At 58.9% G+C, this 20,911-nt stretch carries 14 protein-coding genes and 1 tRNA gene; 4 read left to right on the top strand and 11 right to left on the bottom strand.

All coding sequences use genetic code 11. The annotated features are described in order from the left end of the window. Positions 1 to 153: 153 nt before the first annotated feature. From HNQ65_RS09460 to HNQ65_RS09430, 7 genes are all read right to left on the bottom strand, one after another. Complete coding sequence (locus HNQ65_RS09460; protein ID WP_184339278.1) at positions 154 to 1,257, bottom strand: hypothetical protein; 1,104 nt, start codon at positions 1,255 to 1,257, stop codon at positions 154 to 156. A 15-nt stretch (positions 1,258 to 1,272) separates the two neighbouring features. Next, positions 1,273 to 2,571 (bottom strand): DUF1552 domain-containing protein, encoded by a 1,299-nt coding sequence (locus HNQ65_RS09455; RefSeq protein WP_184339277.1) that lies wholly within the window; start codon positions 2,569 to 2,571, stop codon positions 1,273 to 1,275. Between the two features lie 19 nt (positions 2,572 to 2,590). Continuing rightward, entirely contained in the window at positions 2,591 to 5,281 is a 2,691-nt protein-coding gene (locus HNQ65_RS09450) for a DUF1592 domain-containing protein (protein WP_184339276.1), read from the bottom strand. A 104-nt stretch (positions 5,282 to 5,385) separates the two neighbouring features. Continuing rightward, positions 5,386 to 6,609, bottom strand: coding sequence for a hypothetical protein (locus HNQ65_RS09445; RefSeq protein WP_184339275.1), 1,224 nt, complete (start codon positions 6,607 to 6,609; stop codon positions 5,386 to 5,388). Positions 6,610 to 6,644: 35 nt separating this feature from the next. Further along, entirely contained in the window at positions 6,645 to 8,006 is a 1,362-nt protein-coding gene (locus HNQ65_RS09440; RefSeq protein ID WP_184339274.1) for a DUF1552 domain-containing protein, read from the bottom strand. 18 nt (positions 8,007 to 8,024) lie between these two features. After that, positions 8,025 to 10,460, bottom strand: coding sequence for a DUF1592 domain-containing protein (locus tag HNQ65_RS09435; RefSeq protein ID WP_221306099.1), 2,436 nt, complete (start codon positions 10,458 to 10,460; stop codon positions 8,025 to 8,027). Positions 10,461 to 10,524: 64 nt separating this feature from the next. Beyond that, positions 10,525 to 11,004, bottom strand: a complete 480-nt coding sequence (locus HNQ65_RS09430; protein ID WP_184339272.1) for a methylated-DNA--[protein]-cysteine S-methyltransferase — start codon at positions 11,002 to 11,004, stop codon at positions 10,525 to 10,527. Between the two features lie 171 nt (positions 11,005 to 11,175). Here HNQ65_RS09430 and HNQ65_RS09425 point away from each other — a divergent pair, with 171 nt between their 5' ends. Next, complete coding sequence (locus tag HNQ65_RS09425; protein WP_184339271.1) at positions 11,176 to 12,630, top strand: AlkA N-terminal domain-containing protein; 1,455 nt, start codon at positions 11,176 to 11,178, stop codon at positions 12,628 to 12,630. Here the strand turns inward: HNQ65_RS09425 and HNQ65_RS09420 are convergent, their stop codons facing one another. Next, complete coding sequence (locus HNQ65_RS09420) at positions 12,631 to 13,584, bottom strand: glycosyl hydrolase (RefSeq protein WP_221306098.1); 954 nt, start codon at positions 13,582 to 13,584, stop codon at positions 12,631 to 12,633. A 111-nt stretch (positions 13,585 to 13,695) separates the two neighbouring features. Next, positions 13,696 to 13,785 (bottom strand) — tRNA-Ser (locus HNQ65_RS09415). A gap of 118 nt (positions 13,786 to 13,903) precedes the next feature. Between HNQ65_RS09415 and lpxA the strand changes: the two genes are divergently transcribed. Together lpxA and lptD are read left to right on the top strand one after the other, a co-directional pair. Continuing rightward, positions 13,904 to 14,695, top strand: coding sequence for an acyl-ACP--UDP-N-acetylglucosamine O-acyltransferase (lpxA, locus tag HNQ65_RS09410; RefSeq protein WP_184339269.1), 792 nt, complete (start codon positions 13,904 to 13,906; stop codon positions 14,693 to 14,695). A 126-nt stretch (positions 14,696 to 14,821) separates the two neighbouring features. Further along, positions 14,822 to 17,314 carry an LPS-assembly protein LptD gene (gene lptD, locus HNQ65_RS09405; RefSeq protein ID WP_184339268.1) on the top strand — a complete coding sequence of 831 codons (2,493 nt, stop codon included), beginning with the start codon at positions 14,822 to 14,824 and terminating at the stop codon, positions 17,312 to 17,314. Between the two features lie 562 nt (positions 17,315 to 17,876). Here lptD and HNQ65_RS09400 read toward each other — a convergent pair. Next, positions 17,877 to 18,893: a hypothetical protein gene (locus HNQ65_RS09400; RefSeq protein WP_184339267.1), complete on the bottom strand. Its 1,017-nt coding sequence runs from the start codon at positions 18,891 to 18,893 to the stop codon at positions 17,877 to 17,879. A 141-nt stretch (positions 18,894 to 19,034) separates the two neighbouring features. On the opposite strand from HNQ65_RS09400, the gene HNQ65_RS09395 reads away from it, so the two are divergent. Continuing rightward, a complete protein-coding gene (locus HNQ65_RS09395) occupies positions 19,035 to 20,006 on the top strand; it encodes an SDR family NAD(P)-dependent oxidoreductase (RefSeq protein WP_184339266.1) in 972 nt (323 codons plus the stop codon). On the opposite strand, the gene HNQ65_RS09390 is transcribed toward HNQ65_RS09395, so the two are convergent. Next, entirely contained in the window at positions 20,003 to 20,881 is an 879-nt protein-coding gene (locus tag HNQ65_RS09390; protein ID WP_184339265.1) for an HAD family hydrolase, read from the bottom strand. The genes HNQ65_RS09395 and HNQ65_RS09390 overlap by 4 nt on opposite strands. Positions 20,882 to 20,911: the final 30 nt, after the last annotated feature.

The following is a 20,911-nucleotide window of genomic DNA, read 5'->3' as shown; positions in this document are numbered from 1 at the left end:
TCAGGAAAAATGCCAGAATCGCACGTGCATGCGCTTGATTTTCAATGGGTGGACCTGTCTGCAACTGCGAAAGGACATGCAGGTGCGGAAGCTTTGGAGGTGCGCGATGGTGATCTGACGAGGGATGAGCAGTCACTATGCCACCATGGGCTGTTACGGCCGGGTGATCTGCCCATCCCGCTGAAACATCTGCCAGTCGGAGGCATAGTCCGCATGAATGAGCCAGGAGGCGGCGGCTTTGTCTCCCGCGAAGGAGGCGAAGGGGGCTGTCGGCAGCGTTTGGTAGCCGCCACGTGCAGCGTCCCAGTTTTGCCCGAGCGAGCCCTGCTCAAGCGCCAGCGCCTGGAGCTGCACCGGGCCTTTGAGCGGATCGGCAGATGCGGGCACGCGGGCGGCAAAGGTATGGCGCAGGAAGGAGAAGACCAGCGGCCAGGTCTTGTCGCCAGGGCCGTGGCCAGTCTTGGGCTCCATGGCGTAGTTCCACAGGGCGCGGTGTTTCCTGCGCATGGCCTCGACGACGCCCATGTTTTCCTCCTTGGAGGGACGGGCAAAAAACGGATCGTCTTCCCCAAAGATCACCAGTCCCGGGATCTGTGCCGCGCCGGGCTGGTACACCTGATAGGTGGTGCCTGGGCGCATGGACACCCAGCCCCACACGCGCGTGCTTTCGGCGGGATAGATGGCGGAGAAGCCGGTGCCGTTTGAGTGGCCGTAGAGAAAGAGCGGTGCGTTTTCGAGCTCGGGATGCTGCGCCCTTTGGCCAAAGGTCCTGAGCCGCTCATCCAGCAGGCTCCTTGGCCAGAAGCCGCGCTGCATGGGGTTGCCATTGAATTTGAAAAGCGCCAGATGCAGCTCGCGAGAGATCTTGCGTAGCTCCGCATGCTTGTAGAGCGCCTCTCCGCTGCCATGGCCGGACATGACCACGATGCCCCTGGCCACCGCCACGCCCTCTGGAATCCAGAGGTCAAACTTCACGTCTTCCTTTTTGCCTTCGCCTTTTTCCTTCACGGCCTGCTGCCATTGCTCATCGCTGAGCTTCCAGTCCCAGCTACGCTCCACCGCCTGCTGTGGCGAAGGCGTGCCCCATTTGGCCTCGTCCAGCACGCCGTTCCAGTTCTTCTGCCCCTTCACCTGGGTATTCGCCCGCACCCAGCCGATGCTGTGGCACTCGGGCAGTTGGAGTGTCTCGGTCAGCTCGATGTCGGCGGCGTGGAGATTGGCCGCGAGCAGTGTTGCGATGAGAAGTGACGATTTCATGAGCAAGCGAAAGGGCTAGGCGATCAGTTCCTTGAGCACGCCTGAGCTGTCGCCATGGCGCTCCACATTCACGCCAATGCCATGCAGCAGAGTCAGCCAGGCGTTGCACAGCGGCGTGTCCTTGGGCGCGACGATGTTGTGCCCGAGTTTGATGCCTGCTCCGCCGCCAGTGAGCAGCGTGGGGCAGTTGTCCAGGCTGTGCTCGGTGCGGATGTTGCTGCCATAGGCCAGCGCCACGTGGTCAAACAAGCGGCTGCCGTCCACCTCCTTGGTCGCCTTCAGCTTGTCGATGAGACCGGCCAGCAGCTCGCTCTGCGTTAGGTCGCGCTGCTTGGAGGCATCCAGTTTTTCACCCAGGGTGGAATGATAATGACTCATGTCATGCGGAGCCACTTTGATGCCGATGCTCGTCAGCAGCGTGCTGACGGGCTGACGGTAGGTGAGCACGCGTGTGCTGTCTGTCTGCATGGCGGCAATCATGATGTCATACATGATCTTGATCTCCTCCTTGCCAGCCAGACCGGGAGCAGGCTCGGGGATCGGCGCCTTGGGCTGCGGCACGCCGATCCACTGCTCGTCTTTGCTCAGGCGCGTCTCGATGTCGCGGATGCCCTGGAAGTATTCTTCGAGCTTGCCCTTGTCCGTCTTGCCAAGTCCGCTCTGCAGGGTGCGTGCGTTTTCCATCACCGTGTCCAGTACGCTGCGCTTCTGCGCCAGCATGGCCTTTTGCTGCTCGATGGGGGTGGTGTCCTTGGAGAAAAGCCGGTGATAGGCCTCTACGGGGCCTTTGTGGCCGCCGATGGGTTTGCCGCTCACGTCCCAGGCCATCGAGAGTCCGGGGCCGTGGCCGGAGGCTTCCGCATTTTCGCTGCCGTTGAGCTGCAGGGAGGCAAAGCGCGTGTCCAGACCCAGCTTTGCCGCCGCCACCTGGTCTGCTGAGATGCTGTTGTGAAAATTTTGTCCGGGCTCGCCAAAGCGGTTCGCCCCCGTGAGCCACATGGTGCTGCCCCAGTGGCCGTCGTTGCTGTATTTGTTCCACAGCCCCTGAACCACAGTGAAGTCCGTCTTGTGCCGTGCGAGCGGCTTCAAGCCTTCTGGCAGAGTGTAGTCTGTGCCCGGCTGCTTGATGTCTGGAAACCAGCTCTCCGTAGTGATGCCCCAGCCAAAGCCCAGAAACACCAGACGCTTTGGCGGTGCCACAGGAGCGGCTGCCGAGGCAAAGCGACGAAATCCGAGAGACTCCAAAGCAGGCAGCGCGATGAGCGCCGTGCTGGATTGCAGGAAGTGGCGACGTGAGACGGGAGAGGGGCTCATGTGATTTTTCGGTGAGAGATTACTTCGTGTGGAACTCCTGACTTGCGACCAGCGCGTGGATAAACTCGCGGATGGCGAGATTCTTTTTTCCAGCCTGCTGAACCATGCTGGTGAGGAGCGGCTCATCGCGGAAGCCGGGCGGTCTTCCAAGTGCAAACTCCAGCAGCGCCTCGCTGAAGCCTCGGGCAAAGGCGTCTGATCTGGCGGCGATGATGTCGCGCAGGCCGTAGAAGTCCTTGAACGCAGGTCCTTTGTAGAGCGCCGACGCAGCCTCGATCGTCCACGTTTTCTTGGATTTTGGATCGGCTTTGCCGTTGGCATCCACTGCCATGTAGCTGTCCTCGGTGCGCCATTGTCCGGCTGCATCAAAGTTCTCCAGGCCAAAGCCGATGGGGTCGATCTTGCGGTGGCAGCTTGCGCATTCCGGATCTTCCTGATGCGCGAGCAGGCGCTCATGGGTGGTGAGCACTTTTCCAGCGAGCCGCTTGATCGCGGGCACGTTTGCCGGAGCAGGCGGGGGCGGATCATGCAGCAGCTTGCGCAGCACCCAGGCACCGCGCTCCACAGGGCTGGTACGCTCGCCATTGCCGCCCATGAAATGCACGGCCGCCATGCCGAGCAGACCGCCACGAGGCGAATCTTTGGGCAACTTGATCTTTTCATATCCGTCTCCCTTCACACCTGGAATGCCGTAGTAGTGGGCTAGCACGCGGTTGATCATCACATAGTCAGCCTTCAGCAAGTCGCGCAGGCTGGAATTTGTCTGCATGACATGCGCCATGGTCTCATGAATCTCGGCTTTCGCAGCCACCTTGGTGCCCGTGTCAAAGCGCGGATACAGCGTGCGGTTCACCTCGAAGAAATCGATTCGATCCAGCCCCAGCCACTGATGCGTGAAGGCTTCGAGGAAATTCGCCGAACGCGGATCATTGAGCAGTCGCTCCGTTTGGGCGGCCAGCACTTCGGGCTTCAAGAGTTCACCATTTTTGCCCAGATCACGCAGCGCAGCATCAGGTGGTGCGCTCCAGAGAAAATAGGCCAGACGTGTGGCGAGCTCCGGACCCGTCAGAGGGCGGTGTTTCTCATCAGGGATCGGCTCCGCCAGATACAGAAACATCGGTGACGACAGCACGACAGAGAGCGTCTCCTTCAGCGCAGCACTGTGTTTGTCGCCAGCCTTCCGCCGCACCTCATAGAGCCTGGCCAGCTTGTCGATATAATCTGCCGTGGGCGCGGTCCCACGAAATGCCTCCGTAGCAAAGCGTTCCAATCCTGCGCGGAGTTCCTGCGGAGTGGGCGCAGGGGCCTTGTCATCCAGCGGAATGCCCAGCGCCGCAATGCCTGGCGGTTTCGGCTTGGCTGCATCCGGCACACGCTCCACCTCGATCCAGTCCACCCACAGCGTCAGCTCCGGACCGATGCCGTTGCGCTTCACCGCCTCGGCGCGTTTGCGCCCGCCTTCCTCGTTGGTGTCCCAGCTTCCTTTTTCGCGCACAAAGAGCAGACGGTTTTCCCGTGTCATGTTGCTGCGTGTCAGTGTCAGCGGAATCTTGATCACCTGCGGCTTCTCAATGCTGGCGGTGATTTCATGCGTCGCCATCACGCGCCCGGTTCGCGCATAGATGCCGAAGTCGAGAAAGCGCCGCTCGGGCGGGGCATCCTTGGTGGCGCCAGCGCAGACGCGCACCACGTAATTTCCCACCGGCCAATCAAATGGCACCAGCAGCTCGATGTAGTTCACATTCAGCTCCGCCGGGTGCCGAGTTTGGGTGCCCAGGTAAGCTCCTTTGTCCACCGCAGGCTGCGCGATGTAATACTGGTGATACTTCAGCCAGCCTGCTCCCAGCGAGTCATTCGCCAGGTCCGCATCATTCTCGCCCTTCTTGTCGAAACCAAAAGAGCGTGGATTCGGCGCTCCAGGGATCCGTGCCCACTCGCGGCGGAAGATGCTGTCGTTCTTCGACTCCTTCCGGATCTTCGCCACGATGTCCTTGTTCTCAGGCTTTGCCGCCGCCTCTTCCACGGCCTTCACCCAGTTTTGGGCACGCTTTTGGGCGTCGATCTGGTAGTCCACAAACTTCCGAACTACTGGCGTCGTGGTCTCACCCTCATAGTGAAGTTTCTTCTCCACACTCGCGGCTGCCTGCCAAGCAAAAGCCTCCTCCATGGCTTCACGTCCGATGAGCTGATACTGCTCAAACTGGTTCGCCGACATGAAGAGGTTGGCCCCCACGGTGTCAAATCCGCCGCCGCCGTCCGCAGGCAGATCCGAGACGTTCACGTCCACGCCCAGAAGCTGCCTCAGCGTGTTTTTGTACTCACGCCGGTTCAGGCGGCGCATGGTGATGACTCCTTTTTGATCCCCCAGGCTGCGGCGTGCCGCCACCATCACATTGGCCAGATCGTCCAGAAAATCCGCCTTCGCCTCTTTCGTGGGCTGCTTCTCGTCTTCCGGCGGCATGTCGCCAGAGTTCATTTGATTCAGCACCTTCTGCCACTTCTCAGCCGTCTCGATGTCTTTGATCTCAAAGGAAAGGTCGTCCACACGGAACTTGCCCTTCTGCTTTTCGGGGCCGTGGCATGAAATGCAAGTCTGCTGAAACAAAGCCTTGTGGCGTTGATCCATCACGGCATGGCCCACCGTCTCGGTGGTCTGAGAAAAGGCGCCGGTTGACAGCAGGATGGCGAAAAACAAAAACAAACGATTCATCAGGGGAAATACCAACGTGTTTGGCAGGCCATGTATCTCGCTAGCGGTGTCAAAACCGGACGAATAAATCAGGGATGCATGGCCTTCCGCCTGAGTGATAACCATCACTCCTTGCCGAAATATTCCTCCTCTTTGGGCAGGGCGATGACTTTCCAAGTCTCGGGATAAAAACGCACGACGCGCCTGGGGCGGTAGCCTTCCAGCATCATGTCCATCCTGATTTTCATCTGCACGCCACTGCAGCCGGGAGACATCGGGATTTTTTTCACTTCGATGATTCCACCCGTCTTGCGGTCATTCACTGGATCGTAGGTCATGAGAGTCTCGAGTGCCACAGCCAGGCCACCGCGTGGCTCAGGAGGTGGCGGGCTGCCATCCTTGGGCGGCGGGGCGTTTGGATCTTTGATTTTCAGCTCGTCAAAGAGTTTGGGGTCCACGTTGTCAAAAAAGACGACGGTGACGATTTGCTTCTCGTCATCGACTTCAGTGATCCATCCGGGCAAGCCGCGCTCGCGGATGTAGGTGCGGTGCCTTTCGAGCTGGTTTGCTGTGACGAGCGTGCGCGCCTGTTCATCCAGCCAGATGTCAGTGACACGGCCTGGTCCATAGAGCGTGACCCAGGTGAGGTTGAACAAAACCGTCTGCCCGGGCTGAATCGCCTTCAGGTCTGCGATGCTGTTTTTCTGAAAAACGCGGGTGCTGCTGAGCAGATCAAAGAGCTTGGGCTGGCCGCTGGGCTTGCCTCTATCCTGCAGCGTGGCGGTGATCTTCTTGGTGGCAAGATCCACACTGTCGATTTTCCAAAGCTGCTGCTGCCGCGCGTGGAAGGAGAACTCGTCCTCGATACGAATGCAGCGGCGGAATTCCCACTCGGGCGTCTTGCGCTTGTACCAAGTGTCTGGCAGCGGTGTCTTGTCGTCAATTACTGCCTGGTAAAACCACCCATGCAGGTGGGTGCCGAGCGGGATGTCCTGCAGCGCGGCAGGCGCGCCCTGATACCACACGGAGCCATAGGGCAGCAGCGTGGCGTCCAGAGGCAGATCCCAGATGCCGCGCTCTTGGCTGTCATTTCGGTCCACACGAATCTGAACCCGCCGCTCCAGATGCTCGACGTGGATCAGCTCACCCATGACTGCATGGGCTGATCCTTCGGGCGGAAACTCTCCGGCGGTGAGCGGAAACCACTCCGGCGGATCCTCCGGCTTACGATCCTTCGGAGCCTTGCGTTTCTCGTTCGCTTTGACAGGGCCGTCGGCATCCGTGCGGAATTTGGGTTTGTCTTCAGCGTGAACCAGTGAGAGTGCGAAAAGGAGAACGAGGAAGCGCATCGAGAATCTGGAGGCGGGTGATAAACAGTCCGGTGCTACGCCACGATCTGTGAGATCGGCTTGAGGCTGTCCTGGAACACATCCGTCTTCACATCCACGCGCTGCAGCATGGTCAGCAGGAGGTTGCTCACGCGGGCATCGCTGTCCACAGGGCGGGAGCAGATCTTGTAGTGTTCGGTGGCGTTGCTGACGTCATATTTGCCAATCTTGGGCAGGTTGAAGTCCACGTGCGTGCCGTGCTTGTAGCCGAGGGCTTTGCCTCCGGCGAGGATGGTGGGCAGGTTCGCGTTTCCGTGGCTGTGGCCATAGGCCATGCCACTGCCCCACAGCACCTGGGTGGTATCGAGGAGGCTGTGGTCCTCCTCCTTGAGCGCCTTGAGCTGGTCGAGGAAATAGCTGAACTGGCCAACGAGGAAGGTGTCGGTTTCGGTCAGGCGGCGGAGCTGCTCGGGGTCGCCATTGTGGTGAGAAAGGCCGTGGCGTGTCTGCAGGATGCCGATCTCAGGAATGCCGCTGGCATTGCCCTCGCCGCCGATGCCGCAGGTGATTACGCGGGTGGAATCTGTGCGCAGCGCCATGATCATGAGGTCGTAGAAAAGACGATAGTACTCACCAGCCTCCGCCATGCTCAGCTTGCGCTGAAGGCGGGCGGCCTCAGCTGCGGGCACCGCAGGTTTTGGCACATTGAGCCACTCATCAGCGCGGCGGGTGCGTTCCTCCACCTGGCGCACGGCGGTGAGGTATTCATCCAGCTTGCTGCGGTCGGCGCTGCCCAGCTTGTTGTTCACCCGCTTCGCATCATCGGCCACCAGATCCAGGATGCTACCGCGGCGCATCAGGCGGCGGCGGATGGTCTCCTTGCTGTCTTTCTCGACACCGAAGAGCATGTTGAAAATCTGCTGCGTATTCCGCTCTGCGGGGAGTTGGATGCCGTCCTTTGACCACGCGAGCGAGGTGCCCTCGATGGCCATCTCCAGCGAGGAGAAGCGCGTGGCATTTCCCTGCACCTCAGCGATGAGCTGATCCGCAGATACCGTGTTGCGGAAGGCTCCGCCATCTCCGGGGACATTCGCGCCGGTGAGCCAGACCTTTTCGCAGTTGTGATGTTTGCCCAGCACCATCGGGTGGTGCAGGCCGCTGATGGGCGTGATGTCCGCGCGGTGCTTCTCCAGTGACTTCAGAGGCTTGGTAAATTCATAATCAGCACCTGCTTTCTCAATCTGCCAGGTCAGCGTGTTGACCCCGTTTGGGATGTAGAGAAAGACGCTGCGTTTGGGTTTGGACGGAGCGGGAAGCGCGCCCATGGCATCGAGCAGAGGCAGGGAGATGGTCGCACCAAGGCCGCGCAGCATCTGGCGGCGGGAGATTTGCCAGCGGTTGAGATTCAGGTTGCTCATAGTGGTGTGGGTGGGCGGTTAGCGCTTCTGGAACAGATCAGAACAAACGAAGGCCTCGACGATGTCTCTCAGGCGGTAGTCTTTGGCCTTGCCTGCGGCGGCGATGGTTTTCAAATCATCTCGATCATCAAACGACATGCTGCGGCGCAGGCCGTAGGTGGCGAGCTTTTCGATGAAGGTGGCATTAAAGGCGTCGATGTCTGTCAGCAGCAGTTTTTTGAAATCATCCGCATTTTCATACTCGCGGCCGTCGGGTAGCTTGCCAGATGCCTTCACCTTCGGGTTGGCCCCGGTGCCATCCGTGACCTCCTCCGTGCGCCAGCGACCGATGGCATCGTAGTTTTCAAAAGCGAGGCCCAGCGGATCAATCTTGCCGTGGCAGGACGCGCAGTTGGCATCGTGGATGTGCGCTTCCAGCTTCTCGCGCAGCGTGGCCTTGGGCGCCGCAGGATTGGTGGCGATGGGGTCCACATTGGCAGGAGGCGGAGGCGGTGATCTGCCAAAGATGGACTCCATGACCCAGACACCACGATGCACCGGGCGATGGCGCACGCCGTCGGAGGTCAGCGAAAGGATGGACGCCTGCGTGAGCAGTCCGCCACGGTGGCTTTCGGGCGGAAGGGAGACGCGCTGAAAGTCACCGCCATTTGCCTTTGCCTCGGGTAGTCCGTAGAAATGCGCCAGCAGCCCGTTCATCATGCTCCAGTCCGAATGGAGCAGATCCCGCAGTGTGTGGCCGCCCTGCAGCACCTCTCGGAAAAAGGCCTTGGTTTCGCTGATCATGCTGTTCTCCAGCGCCTTGTCGTAGTCGGGGTAGAGCTTCTTGTCCGGCTGAAACATGCCCACTTTGCGCAGGCGCAGCCACTGGGTAGTGAAAGAGTCTGTGAAGCGCTTTGACCGCTCGTCTTTAAGCATGCGCGCCACTTGCCTGGACAGCTCGGCCTTGTCATGAAGATTGTTCCCTTGAGCCAGGGCGAAGAGCTCCGCATCCGGCATGGTATTCCAGAGCAGGTAGGAAAGGCGGGAGGCGATCTCCCAATCGTTCAGTGTCTGGCGGCTCGCGTTTTCATCGCCCTCTGCCAGGAAGACAAAGCTCTTGGAGCACAGGATGGAGAGCATGCCCGCCTTCATGGCATCGCGGAATTTTTCCTTCGCTGCCAGCTCGGCTTTCACGATGCCCATATAGCCGTCCAGCTCTTCATCCGTGACCGGGCGGCGAAAGGCGCGCTTCGCCAGCGTGGCCAGGCAGTGGCGTGCCTGCTCCAGGTTGCCCTCTTCCTGAGGCATGTAGTCATTCCGCAGCTTCTTCTCGCCCTCGCTCACCAGCGGCCCGCGCCACGTGATGGAGTCCATGATGAGGAATGGATAGCGCGGCTTGCCCTGCTCATCGGTCAGCTTCATCTGCCACGGGATGCGACCGATCTTGGTGCTGATGAACGGAGTCTCGCCATGACGGCCCGAGCGCGGCAGGTTGGAGGGACCGGGCACATCATTGTACACCTCGATGTTCGGCCGCCCTTTGGGAAGATGCGCACGGAAAGTCACTGTGACCGGCTTGTCTTCGGGGGCGATGATGTCCTGCTCGAAAAGCACGCGGTCCAGCTTGGACTCATAGACCTTGATGCGCGGTGCGCGGCCTTTTTCCGGCTTCAGACCGCTGAGGGTGTAGCTGATCTCGTAAACTCCCGCCTCTGGCAGGGGATCCTTGAGTGCTGAGTAGCGGAAGATGTCGCCCGGCCACATGTCATAGCGCACCTTGTCCAGCAGGCCCAGCTCTCTCAGGCGCTCACGGTGCCGCTCGCTGATCTGCTCTTCATAGAGAACGGGCTTGGAGCCGCCGAAGGGTGGGGCAGGCTTGGCATTTTTGGCCGGTGGCTCGGGATAGGCCTCGGTCAGGATCGTCTCAGCGGCGGCCAGATATTTTTCGATGTTGGAGGGGGAGAGTGTTAGCACCGAGCCAATGCGCTCAAAGCCATGCCACTCCGGGTCCTCCAGAAAAGCACCCGGGTCTTTGGCGTCATACTCCACGCCCAGAAGGTCACGCACGGTGTTTACGTATTCGTCCCGAGTGAGGCGGTTGTAGTTCACCCTGGCACGCGAGGCCATGCGTGCATGCTCGCCTTCCTTCATCCTGGCGGCGATCCACTCCACCACCTGCGCACTGGCCGCTGCTGCAGGCTGCTTTTTTTCCTTCTTCGGAGGCATCTCGCCCGAATTGATCCGCTCCATGATCTCCAGCCACTGCGGCGTGTTTTCAAAGCCCACCTTTGGAGACAGTGTGTCCATGCGGAAGTCTCCCTTCTGCACGTCGGCATCGTGACACTTCAGGCAATGCTCCTCAAAGTAGGCCTGCACCTTCGGGTCCAGAGCTGCGGCTGGCGCAGCCTTTCCGGCCCCGCTCAGGGCGGCGAGCAGACCGGTGGCAAGGCAGGGAATTAGAGTGCGGTTGGGCATTCCGCAGGAATACGGCCCACATGGGGCGTTCATGCACCACCCCCGAACTATCGGGGGTTACCCTTCAGCTCAGATGCAGCGCCAAATCCCTGGCCTCCAGCTTCAGCAGAAATGCTTTGGCCTCCACGCCTCCCGCAAAGCCTGTCAGCTTGCCGTTTGAGCCGATGACCCGATGACATGGGGCGATGATGGAGATGGGATTTCTGCCATTGGCTGCGCCCACCGCACGCACCGCCTTGGGGCTGCGGATCTGCTCGGCGATCTGTGCGTAGCTGCGTGTTTCGCCGAAGGGAATCGTCAGCAGCGCCGCCCACACCTGCTTCTGGAATTCCGTACCCGTGAAATCGAGCGGCAGATCAAACCTCCCGCGTTCTCCGTTAAAGTATTGTTGCAGCTGGCGCTCCGCCTCCATCAGTACCGGGTGGGCTGCGTTTTCCTGCAGCGGGCCTAGCCGGACGCGCTGCGGGTCATCATCCTCCCACAGCACCGCAGCCAGCCCGCGCTCATTCGCCACCAGGGTGAGTGTTCCCACTGGCGAGGGCATGGTTTTGCAAAAGCAGGGAGAAAATGTCGGGTGGTTTTTCATAGGCCGATGATGACCTGCTTCGGCAGTGTCTGCTGGCCGTTTTCGGACACGGAGTTAAAATAACCTCATGTCCGAAAACAGCCAGTCAGCGTAGTTCATTGACTCTAGCATGCGTCATCTCCAAGTGCCATGAATCTCATCGATGACGAAGCCGCCTACAGCGCCCTGAAGTCCCATGATCCACGTTTTGACGGCGTGTTTTATGTGGGCGTCACTTCCACCGGCGTCTACTGCCGGCCCGTCTGTCCTGCCCGGGTGCCGAAACGTGACAACTGCCGCTTCTTCAGCAGCGCCAGCGCCGCGGAAAAGGCGTCTTTCCGTCCCTGCCTGCGTTGTCGTCCGGAGCTTGCTCCCGGCCATGCGCCAATGGATCAGGCGCATCGTCTGGCAGACCTGATCGTTCAGCGCATGGATGAAGGCCTGGCGGATGAAGGCGCGGGGCTTGAGGACATCGCCACGCAGTTTGGTCTCAGCTCGCGCCAGCTACGCCGCATTGTGCAGCAGGAGCTGGGTGTCTCGCCCATCGAACTCATCCAGACGCGCCGCCTTCTTCTTGCCAAACAGCTCCTCACCGACACCAGACTTCCGGTCATCGAGATCGCCTTTGCCAGTGGATTCTCCAGTCTGCGCCGATTCAATGATGCCTTTAGTACTCATTACCGCATGCCGCCCACACGCCTGCGCAAGGAGGCTGCTGCGCAGCCGGGTAGGCTCCAAATTGGCGACACCTCCACTCTTCAACTCGGCTACCGTCCGCCTTACGATTGGGAGGCCATGCTGCAATTCCTCGCCGGACGTGTCATTCGCGAGGTCGAGTCCGTCTCAGGCGGTACCTACTCCCGCACCGTCCGCCTCGGTGAACACAGTGGCTGGATCAAAGTCTCCCATGCCGCGGGCAAGGACGCACTGCAGGTGGAGTTCAGCCATTCTCTGACGCCCGTTCTGCCCGCACTGCTCGGACGCCTGCGCCATGTGTTCGACCTCAGCGCACGGCCCGACATCATCTCCGCGCATCTCATGCAGGACGCCACGCTCAAAAAGGCCGTCATGCAAAAACCCGGCCTGCGCGTGCCCGGAGCGTTCGACGGTTTCGAGATGGCTGTGCGAGCCATCCTCGGCCAGCAGATCACCGTGCAGGCAGCCACCAAAATCGCCTGTCGTTATGCCCAAGCTTTCGGTGAAAAAATCGAAACACCGTTTCCCGAACTCACCCGCCTCACACCATTGCATTCCATGGTCGCCCGCGCTTCCCTCGAAGACATCGCTCGCCTGGGCATCATTCGCGCTCGCGCCGCCTGTATTTTAGCCATCGCCAATGCCTTTCAGGTCGGCTCGCTGCATTTGGAGCCCGGCTCCAACCCGGAAACCACTATCGCGCAATTAGTGGCTCTGCCCGGCATCGGCCCATGGACTGCCCACTATATCGCCATGCGTGCCCTTCGCTGGCCTGATGCTTTTCCCAAGGAGGATATTGCCGTCCGCAACAAACTCGGCGGAGTCACCGCCAGGCAGGCTGAAGAGATGTCTCAGCGTTGGCGTCCTTGGCGCAGCTATGCGGTGCTGCATGTCTGGAATGGACTCTGATTACTGCGCTCTTCCAAATGCCGCCTTAAATGCCTGCGTGGTCTTAGGCCATTCTTTCTCGCGCTGATCGAGCTCGCCGGGATAGCTTGAGTTGGAGTTCCAGTAGGTGTGTGAGCGTGCGCCGTTCGTTTTCAGAAACGCAGCCATGGCCTCCACAAAAGGGGCCGCATCAGGGCCCCACACGCCCCATTCGTCGATTTGAAAGGGCTTCCCATGCGCCTTGGCAAAGGCCAGCATTCCTGCCACGTGCCATTCGTTGTAGCCGTGCGGGCTCACGCGTTTTTCCCAGGCCTCTTTGGGATCGTTCGTCTCCCAGCCCTCGCCACCCATGGCTTTGGGTTTCCAGTACACGTCCTGGGCCACGATGTCCACATACTCGTCTCCCGGCCACATGGGGCGGGGATCGCTGGCACCTTCCGTGGTGGAAAAGCTGAAACGGAAACGCTCTCCCCCCGGCACGCCGCGAAATACCCCATGAAAGCGCTTCCATGAAGCGATGAAGTCTGGGATCTGTGATGCCTTGGCCCCGCCCACCCCCCAGACAAACCACTCGCCGTTCATCTCATGGCTGGGGCGGATCACGATCTCATAGGTGCCGGGATTGTTTTCCAGGATCGACCCCGCCAGACACTTCCAGTGCTCGTCATAGGCACCGGTTTTGGCTTCTGCATAGCTGGTGCCTTGGATGATGATCGGCACATCATACACCAGCCTGCGGTCACCGCGCTGCCCATACACCGTCTGGCTCAGCCAGCTGGCATAGCGGTAGTTTTCCCATTTCTGAAAATCGATCGTGCAGAGAATGACATCCACCGGCCTTCCCACCCATTTCTCAAAATTCAGCACTCGCTGCATGGAGTTTTCTCCGAAGACACCCATCAATGGCTCTGCAGCTGGAGTGCAGAGTGGAAGAAGCAGGGCCAGAGAGGCAAGAAAAACGGGCCGAAAGAACATGGGGGATATTTGATGGAGGCTTGTCAATGGAAGCCGGCGAGTCTAGGCGACCTCGTCCTTCGCTCTTCGAGTTACGGAGAGTATTCTTTGCCTCCTGAAGTCGGCGAAGAATGGCGGAGAGGGTGGGATTCGAACCCACGGTGGGGATTAACCCACGCCAGTTTTCAAGACTGGAGCCATAAACCACTCGACCACCTCTCCTAGGGCTGTGTTGCGGGAGAGCATTCTAGGCAACGCAGAGCTGACTGCCAAGAGGAACTTTGCGTGAGCTGCAAGTCTGGATTGATCCCTCGCGGGGGTAAGTCCATGATCCATGCGCATGATTCATAAAACCGCCCTGATTGATCCGAGCGCCCAAATCGACCCCTCAGTCGAAATCGGCCCCTATGTGGTGATCGAAGGAGCCGCCGAGGTGGGGCCTGGCTGCAAAATCGAGGCGCATGCGCAGCTGGTAGGGCATGTGGTGGTAGGTGAGGGGACCCGGATCGGGCGTGGGGCGGTGATCGGGGGCGAGCCGCAGGATCTGGGTTTTGATCCTGCTACGCAAAGCAGTGTCATTTTGGGCAAAAAGAATGTGATTCGGGAGCATGTGACCATCCACCGAGGCAGCAAGCCGGGTTCAGCGACCCGGATCGGCGACAGCAACTTTCTTATGGTGGGCAGCCATCTGGCGCACGATGTGGTGATGGGAGACCGGAACATTCTTGCCAACGGGGTGCTTTTGGCGGGGCACATCCATGTGGGAAACAACACCTTCATGGGGGGGGGGGCGGTTTTTCACCAGTTTCTGCGGATTGGAGACTACTGTGTGGTGCAGGGAAATGGCAGTTTCAGCAAAGACATCCCTCACTACTGCGCCGCACAGCGCGTCAACCGCATCACGGGCCTGAATGTGATCGGCCTGAGGCGGCAGGGATTCACCTCAGAGGAGCGTGGGGCCATCAAGGAGCTCTTCCGGCTGCTCTTTTGCGGAGGCATGAATCTGGGCCAGGCGCTGGAGAGCGCGGCTGCGAGAGAATGGCCGGAAAAAGCCGCCAGACTATTGCAATTTGTTCAGGCTCCGAGCAAAAAAGGGGTTTGCCCGGTCAGGTTGGGCCGGGGGGACGATTAGGCGAAAAATGTCTGCTTTTTCTTGTCACTGGGACACAGGTGGCCTATTTAGGTGGTTTGGTTTAAAGCCTACCTGTTTGATGACGTGGTGAGTTTCCGATTTATGATTTTTTCCAGAATTTGCGTGATGCTCTTTGTTTGCGTCCTGGCGGCAGCCGGGGCGGCGAGCGGGCAATCCCTCCTCGACAGCCTCACAAGCGATCTGAATATTCGTGGTCTGACCACGACGCTGGACCCTGAAACAGGAGTCGCCACAGTCACTGGCGACGTGCACATCCGCTACGGGGAAATCGAAATGCGATGCGGCAGCGCCCAGTATAATCAGTCCACTGGAGAAGTAGTCGCCAAAGACGGTGTGACAGTCTGGCGCGATGGCATGCTCTATCGAGGGGATTCGATCACCTACAATTCTATCACCGGGGAGATGTCTGGGCGAAATGTCATTACCGGTCTGGGAGCGGGTGCCCCTGGGATTCCTGGCACTGCCTTCACGGGTGCGGCAGGTTCTACCGGAGGTGGTCTCCGGAGATCCTCTGGCATGTTCTTTTTCCGTGCTGAGGACTTCCATTCGGGCAGCAAGCTCGAAAACAGAATTGATGCCACGGGCGTGTCCTTCACTTCCCACGATGTGGAGAATCCCAACTACCGACTGAGCGCCAAGGAGTTGACGGTGTATCCGGGAGATCGTGCCATCTTCAAGGATGTGAAGCTTTACGCCGGTAAAACACCCTACTTCTACATTCCCCAACTGACGAAGTCTCTTGAGGAGGAGGCCAACCTGCGTCTTGGGCCGGGCTATCAAAGCCGATGGGGGGCCTTCCTGCTGACGCAACTCGCCGTGGTGCATGGTGATCACACCTATGCCAGGTATAAATTCGATCTTCGAAGCAAGCGCGGTGTGGGTGCCGGGGTGGATTTCATCTCTCTGCGACACAGCGCCAACCGGCAAAATTTTGGTACACTGAAGATCTATGGGGTCAATGACACTGCCCCGACGACAAACGCGACAAGCGCTACTCGTTATCCTGTGCCCACCAACAGATATCGGGTGAATTTCCAGCATCGTATCTACCTGCCCGGGCCGGATGTAAGCACTTGGTATCTCGATTTTGACATCAACAAAATCAGCGACATCCACTTCTACGAAGACTTCTTTTTCAATGACTACCGCACCAACCGTGAGCCTGACAATCTGGTGTCGTTGGTGCACACGCATGATGCCTACGTCGCCACTCTGGTGGCCAAATTCAAGCTTAACAATTTTTACCGCACCACGACCAGGCTTCCTGAGCTCTCGGTTGATTTCACTCGCAGGCCCCTCTGGAATTCAGGCATCTTCCACCAAGGAACGATTACAGCCGGCATCATTGGCGAGCTGGTAGGGCAGCAGGAAAAAGCTGAGTTGCTGAGGCTTCAGGCTCTGGGCGCAGGTGGTTTTGCAGGGGTTCTTGCAGATCCTCTGGGGACTGCTCCAGCATCTTTCGTCAGCCTCGCGGGAGCGCCAATCAGTGCGAATCTGACTCCGCTGGATGTTACGCAAGGAATGGCGGCCATCTCAAGTCGCCTCAAGCAGCCTGGCTATGGCCGCTTTCACACCTACCACGAGTTTCTCTACCCGAAGACATACATGGGCTGGCTCAATGTCACGCCACGCATGGGTCTTGGGGTGACCAGTTACAGTGGTATTGTGGGCAGCGCCACCGGACTCGGGAACTACACCCGCGGTATCTTCCATCTGGGACTGGATGTCTCGTTCAAGCTGAGCCGCAGTTGGAGTGACGTTCAGGTGCCTCTCCTTGGACTCAATGGCATCAGACACGTGTTCCAGCCTTACTTGAACTACTCCTACCTGGATGCCAGTCAGAATGCAGCGCTGCCTGCCATTGATCGCTTTTCCACCACTACCCGTCCGCGTTCCATTGATGTGCCGCTCTTTACTGCGGTGGACAGTTTGCATTCCTGGAACGTGGCGCGTCTGGGCTTCCGCAATCTCTTTCAGACAAGGCGTGATTACATGGTCAGCAATGGCTATGGTACCTTTTGGGAGACCCCAGAGGGTGGTGACGATCAGACCTATAACTGGGCTGGCATGAACACCTACATCAACGTGTTTGCTAAAGACCCTGAGTATGGCCGCAGTATCTCCAATGTTTACAACGAGTTTTTCTGGGTGCCTGTACCCTGGGCCAGCTTTAAATCGGACCTGCAACTCCCGATCACCAGTGGTGTAGGCAGCTTCACTGAGGCCAATAACAGCCTTACCTGGATGCTCAACAAATCCACCTCAATCGAGATGGGGCATCAATACATCTACGACCATCCATTTTTCCGTAATAGCAGTCTGATTTACACCCGCTTCTATTCACGTATGAATGAAAACTACGGTTTCAACATGTACCACATTTATGAGGCCGTCAGCGGAAACCTTCAGTTCCAGAGCTACAGTCTGTCCAAAGACCTCAGCAGCTGGATTGCCTCTTTCGGCTTCATGTCCAGGAACAACGGTAACGGCATGTCTGACTTCGGTCTTCTGCTCTCCTTCACGCTCAAAGACTTCCCCAAATTCAACTTCGACCTCGACATGGATCCGAATCCTGGTGGTCGCGGTGGCAAGCAGTAAGGTGCCTACGAGTCGTTGGTTGTAGCTGAGGCTCTCTTCCACTTGTCTGAATGACATTAGTGGCTCGACGTTTCCATGACCTCAAGACGAGGGCTGCGCTTTAACTAGACCCCGCACAGATGAAAAACGGGTCTCATGGGGGCAACAGCCTTCCATGTGACCTGTCGGCGCTCTGGCGAAGAGGAATCGTCCCGATCCCTCACCCTCCCGCATGCATCTGCATTCCCGCGTCTCCACAATGCCAAGCCTCCCTCCTTATTCAGGCCATCGCGCATCGGTGAACACGCTGCAGGAGGGGGGGCAAGATAATCCCCCTCCGTCGGCTCGTGCCTCCACCTTATCGAGGGGCCGAAACGCAAAAAAATTGAGCGTTCCTGCAGGGCAGGAACGCTCAACGCGCAATTGATGATGCTTCAGTGGGCGAGCTTTTCGTGTGCCTTACATGGCCCCACCGCTTTTGGCGAGGAAGTTAAGGGCAAGAGTGGCAACGGCGAGAAGGAAGACTAACCAGGCGAGCGGCATATGAGTCAGATATTGAGGTGTAAAATGCTTATCGACTGCTTCAGGGGATTTTCATCAGCCTGCTGGAGAAATTGTTCTGCCAGCCGCTTTTGCTCTGATCTTCCCAAGCCATTTTGCCACTTTCGGGCACCTTAAGGGATGACTCAGTCTTTGGCTCGGCGGTCCAGACAGCGTCTGCACCCATGATCTGGATGAACATTAAGATGGCGGAGAGAACGAAGCAGATCACCGAGAGGGGGACCAAGCCCGCTTCCGGGTCTTTTTCTTCGTAGAACTGCTCTGCATCAGCAGCGGCGCTACGCTTGACCGGGGCGCTGGGAGGCGCAGAAACGGAAGGACGCTGCATGGCCTGCGTCGGCTGCAGCTTAACGGTAGCCTTGGGGAGCGGGGCGGCGGAGCCAGCAGAAGCCATGGGTGCCGTGCCGGCGCCTGGGGCGGCAGGACGTGGGCCTGGAGTAGGCTTTTGCAGCGGAACCGTGGGAGCTCCTGTTTCCATGCGCGGAGCAGGAGGGGCGGCGGGGTTCTGCGCAAGCGGACGGGTAGCTGCAGGAAGACCAGCCACAGGAGGGCCTGCCGGACGCGGAGCGGCGGGTGCCACTGGGGCTCCTGGCGGCTTGGGGGCGGTAGGCGGAGCCAAGGGGCGTGCCACAGGTGGAGGCATGGCCCCAGTAGGAGCAGGTGCGCTCGGAGGGGGGGCTGAAACAACCGGAATGGCGGAAGTCGTCTTCTTGGAAGGCGGCGACATCGGTGGCGCAGGAAGCTTCACCGGCGCAGTGCTGGACTTTGGTGCAGGAGGTGGCAGCGGAGCGGAGGGCAGCTGAATCGGTGCCGTGGACTTCTTGGCCGACATAGGGACCACGGAAGTCGTGTTGAAAGAGGCTGGAATGCCGCCGGTCGTAGGGGCAATCGGGGAGGTCGACTCACGAGGCTGGGTCACACCAGCACCTGGGCGGCCACGCAGAGTGATGCGCACGGTCTCTTTTTTCAGCGGGACTGCAGCAGTCTTTGGCGTGGAGCCAGACGGGGGTGTGGGTGGCGTATTTTCGGGTTCGCTCATGATTCGGTAATTTCCCACCATTTAGCGAAATTCGCCCCCAGGCGTCAATCCCTTTCTCCAGACGCCTTGCATTTGTCCTCTCGCTGCCCGTTAGTTAGGCACCTGGTGGACTGCAACTCTTACCACCAGACCTCTTTCAGCATGAATATTCTTGTCACAGGCGGAGCTGGCTTCATCGGCTCCCATACCGTCGAGCGCCTCATCCGTGAAGGCGCGGGGCAGGTCACGATCATCGACAGCTTTAACGATTACTACAATCCCACCATCAAACGTGAGAATGTCCGAGCCTTCGGTTCCCAGGTGAAAGTTTGCGAAGGGGATCTTTCGGACTCCAAGTTCGTTTCTCAGGTCTTCGAAGAGGGACGTTTTGACGCAGTCATTCATCTCGCAGCTCGAGCGGGGGTCCGTCCATCCATCGAGCAGCCAGAGCTTTATATCGACACCAACATCAAGGGCACCTTCCACCTGCTGGAGGCCTCCAGGCGCACTGGCACAAAGCACTTCGTCTTCGCCAGCAGTTCCTCAGTCTATGGGGTTAACAAAAAAGTCCCTTTTGCCGAGACGGATCCCATCCTGCAAACCATCAGCCCCTATGCCATGACCAAGATGGCAGGCGAGCAGATGTGCTCCAACTACAGCCATCTCTACGGTATCAAGACCGTCGCTCTGCGCTTTTTCACGGTTTATGGGCCGCGCCAGCGCCCGGACCTGGCCATTTCCAAGTTCACCCGTCTGATTCAAGAGGGCAAACCGATCGACAAGTTTGGCGACGGCCACACCGCCCGCGACTACACCTTCATCCACGACATCGTGGACGGCATCATCGGGGCTCTCAATTACCGATCCGGCCCGATTTGCGACATTTTCAACCTTGGAGGCTCTCAAACCGTGACCCTCAACGACCTGATTGCCACGATTGAGCAGGCAGTGGGAAAAAAGGCGGTCATCAATCAGCTGCCTGAGCAGCCTGGAGACGTGCCCCTGACCTCCGCAGACGTCAGCAAGGCGAAGGCCCTGATCGGGTTCAAGCCCAGCACGACCATTGCCCAAGGCGTACCCACTTTTGTGGAGTGGTTCCGCGACATGCGGTCCAAGGGGATTGCCGTGTGCTAAAAATGAGGCGCTGACACAGTGCCCTCTTCGATCTCCAGCCGGCGCTTGCGCACGATGCCGTCGGCGATGTCCGTGACCATTTCCTCTAGAAGCAGCCTCAGGTGGCTGCCGGGACGGTAGTCTGCGGGGGCGATGTGTTTGACCCGGTCTGCCTGGCCGGTGAGCTGGTAGCATTTGCGGAAGCTGCTGCGGCTGGCCTCATCGGGGTTGTAAACCGCCACGGCATGCCCGCCGTAGCGCTTCATGAGAGTAAAACAGGGCACATCGGTGGGACCGTCTCCCACATAGATCATGTGCTGAAAGGGTATGGGGCGCAGTTCGTGAGCCATGTGGTCATTCACATCCTCGTGCGGCTCCAGCATGCCCTTGTTGATTCGGAAGATGTACTGGGTCTTGGTGGTGTGGCTGATCACGCGCTTGGGGAAGGTGATCCGGCCGTTTTTATCCTCGCCAAACTCGCAGCCAAAGATCCGCCGCACAAAGGGGGCCAGCGCTGAGCCATCCAGCAGCGCCTTCAGCCCGCTGGAGATGATGTAATGCTCGATCTTCACACCCAGCAGGCGGTGCTGCTCGTTCAGCACCTGGTTCAGTTCGTTGAAGAGCTCAGGCACGCCTTTAAAAAAATTCAGCTTAGCCCCCAGCTTGCGCAGTTCCTCATTCGTCGGCCGGTCCATGTCCAGATAGTCCAGCATGCATTTCAGGTAGGCCAGCTCGCCATCGTATCCCTCATGATTTACCAGTTCCCGGCTGCGTTTCCAGAACTGCTCCGGGTTGATCCCAAAGTGCGGAAAGAGCGTTTCATCCTGCATGTAGGTCGGACTCAGAGTCTGATCATAGTCGTAAATGATGCCGATGGTGGTCTGCTGGGAAGCCATGGATGAGTTTAACGTGGTTTCCAGTTGTTG

Source organism: Prosthecobacter vanneervenii (assembly GCF_014203095.1).
Classification (GTDB): domain Bacteria; phylum Verrucomicrobiota; class Verrucomicrobiia; order Verrucomicrobiales; family Verrucomicrobiaceae; genus Prosthecobacter; species Prosthecobacter vanneervenii.
This window is presented reverse-complemented; position numbering and strand designations above follow the sequence as displayed.